Raw genomic sequence first — 4,731 nt, forward strand, 5'->3', positions numbered from 1 at the left:
ACACCAGGACCACCGTCGAATGGCCCAGGGAGAAGAACAACCCGACGGCCAGGGGGCGCCTGCCCTTCTGCAGCAGGAAGCGCGTGGTGTCGTCGATCGCTGCGATGTGATCGGCGTCGAAGGCGTGGCGCATCCCCAGCGTGTAGGCCAGCAGGCCCGCGCCGGCGTAGACCAGCGTCCCGTCCGAACCGGTGAGGTCGTGGATGCGCGGGATCGAGTTGTAGTGGGCGAACAGACCCCACCCGATCAGGTGCAACACCACGAGGAATCCGACGATCATCGCCAACCGCGGGATCTCGTCGCGGGTGAAGCGGCTCAACGGAACCGCGGGATCGTCCTTCTCGGCAACGGTCGTCGTCATCGTCCTACCTGTTCTTCCGCCAGCGCCTCGGCCGTGCTGGTGAGTCCGGTGAGATCGCGTACGACGCGAACTCGTTGACAGTATTCGGCGTATCGCGGCAGATCGCAGGACCCGAGGCCCCACGAGTACCGCGGCTCGGGCGTGAGCCAGATCGTCTCGCGGGCGCGACGGGTGATCTCGGCGAAGGCCTCGAGGTTCGGATCGAGCCCGTTGCTGCGTCCGTCGGCCAACACCACCACCGTGGTCCGTCGGCTGACGGCGTTGCCGTGCTCCTCCAGGAACTGACCGAACGCGGCGCCGTGATCGGAGTTCGCGTCGACGTCGATGACGTCTCCCCCGAACACCAGACCGAGGGCCTTCTCCACGGAGTGGTCGCTGAACAGATCGGTCACCTCGGCGAGCTCGGAGACGAAGACGAACGTCCGCACCTGACTCACCAGGTCCTGCAGTCCGTGCACCAGGTGGAGTGTGAACCGCGCGGTGGCGCGGACCGACAGGCTCACGTCGGTGATCAACACCAACCGCGGCTTGTCCTCGCTGCGCGCCACGGTGACCGGCCGGAACGGCACCCCGTCGTAACGCATGTTGTGCCGCATGGTGCGTGACGAGTCGACCCGTCCACGCGCGCCGGCCTTTCGACGATGGGTCAGGGCTCCGTGCAGGCTCTGGGTGAGTCGACGCAGGACCTCCTCGAGTTCGGCACGCTCGTGCTCGCCGACGTGGTCGACGGTGGCGACGGTCTTCTCCTCGTGCCCCTCGATGACCCGGTTGTCCAGCGCCAGAAGTGATTCGAGGTGTTTCTTCAACGCGGCGGGCAGGTTCTCGAGGACGCCGGCCAACCGTCTGCGCAGATCGGCGGCCTCGTCGGTGACGTCGGTCTGGGCGTCGTCGGCCACGTCGTCGAGCCATCCGAAGAGCGCGTCCTGCTGCGCGATGGACAGATCGGCGTCGACGCGGGTGCCGCTGGAGGTGGAGATGTCACCCGGAGCGGACGCACCGCGCAGATGGTCGGTCTCGATCTGGACCCGGTTGCCCTCCCCCAGCACCGACACCGCGTCCTGGGAGAACACGATCTCGTCGGTCATCGAGGCCAGGTCGATCTTGTTGGCCTCCTGGTGCAGGTTGTACTGCGTCGCGAGGTCGTCGGGATCGAAATACTCGCGGATGTCCGACGGTGCCCCGTGTTCGTGCCCCTGCTGCGGCAGTTGGCCCGGCTCCTCCGACAGCGTGAACTGCTCGAGGGTGCCCTCGTCGGACAGGTCGTCGTGGCTGTGGGTGTGGCCGTGGTCGTCTTGCTCCGGCTGCACCCGGACCAGTGCGAAGAAGAGATCGAAGACCTCGTCGAAGATCGCATCGCCCTCGATGTCCTTGACGAGCGCGTTGCGCAACGCCTCCTTCAGGATCGGACGGTCGGTCAGGATGCCCGGCAGTGCAGCCGCGTTCATCGCGTCGATTGTCTCCGGGGTGGAGATTCGCAGCCCGCGGATACGGAGCAGCCGGACGAACCGGTGCAGGCTCTGCTCCACGGTGTCAGTCCCGTCGCTTGGTGGTGGGCCCGGGCTTCTTCGAACCGAACCCTCGGGCGAACGACGAGTTCCGTCCTCCGGCAATGGATGCCTCCGTGCCCGGGGCGGGTGGTGCCATCGCGGGATCGGGACCCGTCGTGGCGCCGTAGTAGTTCTCGCTGTGGCGACCGGGGGCGTCCTTCGCGGCGCGGATCTCCGAGCCCGACGGTCCGGAGTCCGCGTCGTCATCGTGAGCGTGGTTGTGCCCAGGACCGTGGCTGTGTCCGTGGCCATGATCGTGCCCGTGATCATGACTGTGCTCGTCGATGGTGGCGTTGGGATCGATGAGGCGGGCCATCACCGCCGTGGCCTTCGTGACGTCCTTGTCGTACTTCACCACCACCGAGACGGTGTCGTTGAGCAGTTTCGGGGTCAGCTCGGTGGCACCGAGGACGGCCAGTGTCCGGGCCCAGTCGACGGTCTCGGAGATGCTCGGCGACTTGCGCAGGTCGAGATCGCGCAGGCCGCGGACGACGTCGACGAGCTGCGCGGCGAGGGACTGAGCGAGTCCGGTGTCCTTCGAGACCACGATCTCGAGTTCGCGTTCGGCCGTCGGATACCCCAGGAAGCTGTGCAGGCAGCGACGTTTCAGCGCTGCGGACAGGTCGCGGGTGTTGTTCGACGTCAGCACCACGTACGGCCGGATCTTCGCGACGAACGTGCCGATCTCGGGCACCGACACCTGGTTCTCGCCGAGCAGCTCGAGCAGCACCGCCTCGAGGGCCTCGTCTGCGCGGTCCACCTCGTCGATGAGCAACACCACCGGTTCGGGCGATCGGATCGCCTCGAGCAACGGTCGAGGCGCCAGGAACCGCTCGGAGAAGAACACACTCTCCTGCGCCGAGATACGGTCCACGGCCTCGCCGAGCGTGTCGGCGTCGGCGACGAGCTGACCGATCTTCTCCTTGAGGACCTGGGTGTAGAGCAGCTGCTTGCCGTAGTCCCATTCGTAGAGCGCCTTGGTCTCGTCCTGGCCCTCGTAGCACTGCAGCCGCAGCAGTCGTCGCCCGGTGACCTGCGCCAGCGCCTTGGCCAGCTCCGTCTTCCCGACACCGGCCGGACCCTCGAGGAGAACCGGCTTGTCCAGTCGGGTCTGCAGGAAGACCGTGGTCGCCAGACGCTCGTCGATGATGTAGCCGGTCTCGCCGAACCGTGCGGTGACGTCCGCGACGGAGTCGAAGTCGTGCACGGACTCGAGATCGTCGATGGGAGCGGTCTTCTCGTCGACGGGGGTGACGTTGTCAGGCGACACGAATCGGCCTTCCTCGGTGGTGTGTGCGTGGGGGTGGAGCCGGCGCCCCGCCTGCTCGGGCGGGGCGCCGGAGTTCGAGGCGGGTCAGCCGATCAGGTCGTCGAGGTCGCCGACCATGCAGTGCTCGACCACCGGATAGACCGTGTCGAAGGTGCACTCCTTGAGGTTGCCCGGGGTGCAGGCGTCACCGAGGACGTGATTGGTGATGCGGGCGACGTCCTTGTCGTCACCGGAGATCACCTTGGCGTTCTCGTAGTACTTGGTCGGTCCGGTGCCGAGACGGTTCTTGCTGTAGCTGTTGGAGTGGACGTCGACGAACCGCTCGACGATGCCGACGTCGCGCAGCAGCTGGATGGCCGCCTCGAGCGCGGCGTGCGACGCACGCTGATCGGACATGCCGTGGGTGTCGATACCCATCGCGACCGCGATGTCGGCGAACTTCCGGTAGTCGGCGGTCATGTTGAACGCCCACACACGGGGTAGCGCGACGGCGTTGTTGAGGCCGTGGTGGGTGTCGTAGAACGCGCTGATCGCGTGGCTGATCGAGTGGATGATGCCGAGGCCGCCGGAGTTGAACGCCTGGGCGGCGATGTACTGCGCGTACATCATTCCCTCACGACCGGGCAGATCCTCACCGTTCCACGTGGCCGCGCGCAGGTTGTCCACGGTCATCTTGATGGCGTGCAGGGCGTTGCCCTTCGACGGCTCGAAGTTGAGTCGGGAGACGTAGGGCTCACTGGCGTGGGCGAGGACGTCGAACCCACACTGTGCGGTGTAGTCGGTGGGGCAGGTGTAGTAGAGCACCGGGTCGTCGATGGCCAGAGTGGTCACGCTGGCGTCGTCGAACGCGACGTACTTGTGGGGGTTGTCCGGGTCGGTGGTGGTGTCGGTGATGACGTACGCCCACGACGTCTCCGAACCCGTTCCGGCCGTGGTGGACACGGCGATGTGCGGCGGGTTCTTGGGGTTCTCGCTCTTGTTGAAGCCCTCGAACTCGTTGACGTTGCGGCCGTCGTGGGCCACGGCGATCCGGGCGCCCTTGCACGCGTCGTGGCTCGAGCCACCGCCGATGGAGACGAAGCTGTCGCACTTGGCCTCGGAGTACATCGAGACCGCGTCCATGACGTTGTAGTCCTTGGGATTGGACTCGACCTTGTCGTAGACCACCACCTCGAGACCGTGGTAGCGCATCGATTCGACGATGTTGTGCACGGTGTCGGTGCCGCGGAGGCCCGACGTCATGACGAGGGTCTTCTTGAAGCCGAGCTTGAGGGCCTCGGGGCCGATCATCTCGTGGGCCCCGGGACCCATCATCGCGCGGGGGAAGGGATGGAACTCTTTGATGGGGAACGGCTTGAGTAGGTCGTCGACCTGCATGACTTGTCCTTTGCACGACGGGCCCGCGAGTGACGCGGTTGACTCGACCGACGTTATGGACCGTGGCGTGCGCCATAGAGCGTTCCGGCGCCGAACTGTCGGCTCCGCCGAGGAGAACTACCCGATCGGACAGCGACACCCCTGCCCTGTCCACGGCCGAGGTCCCGTCCGACCCG

At 66.4% G+C, this 4,731-nt stretch carries 3 protein-coding genes and 1 pseudogene; all 4 read right to left on the reverse strand.

Features of this window, described 5'->3' with window-relative positions:
* Positions 1-280 (reverse strand): annotated as a pseudogene (locus JHC79_RS22645) (HoxN/HupN/NixA family nickel/cobalt transporter); the annotation flags it as partial.
* Positions 281-357: 77 nt separating this feature from the next.
* Positions 358-1,887 (reverse strand): VWA domain-containing protein, encoded by a 1,530-nt coding sequence (locus tag JHC79_RS22650; protein WP_296395142.1) that lies wholly within the window; start codon positions 1,885-1,887, stop codon positions 358-360.
* A gap of 4 nt (positions 1,888-1,891) precedes the next feature.
* A complete protein-coding gene (locus JHC79_RS22655) occupies positions 1,892-3,115 on the reverse strand; it encodes a MoxR family ATPase (protein WP_296395145.1) in 1,224 nt (407 codons plus the stop codon).
* A 147-nt stretch (positions 3,116-3,262) separates the two neighbouring features.
* Positions 3,263-4,555: an NDMA-dependent methanol dehydrogenase gene (gene mdo / locus JHC79_RS22660; protein WP_296395144.1), complete on the reverse strand. Its 1,293-nt coding sequence runs from the start codon at positions 4,553-4,555 to the stop codon at positions 3,263-3,265.
* Positions 4,556-4,731 lie beyond the last annotated feature (176 nt).

The sequence above is a fragment of the Williamsia sp. genome, from assembly GCF_016462415.1.
GTDB lineage: Bacteria > Actinomycetota > Actinomycetes > Mycobacteriales > Mycobacteriaceae > Williamsia_A.

What these genes read in the sequence shown, in the direction of transcription:
- mdo (WP_296395144.1), bottom strand. Translation starts at nt 4,555, where the DNA reads ATGCAGGTCGACGACCTACTCAAGCCGTTCCCCATCAAAGAGTTCCAT.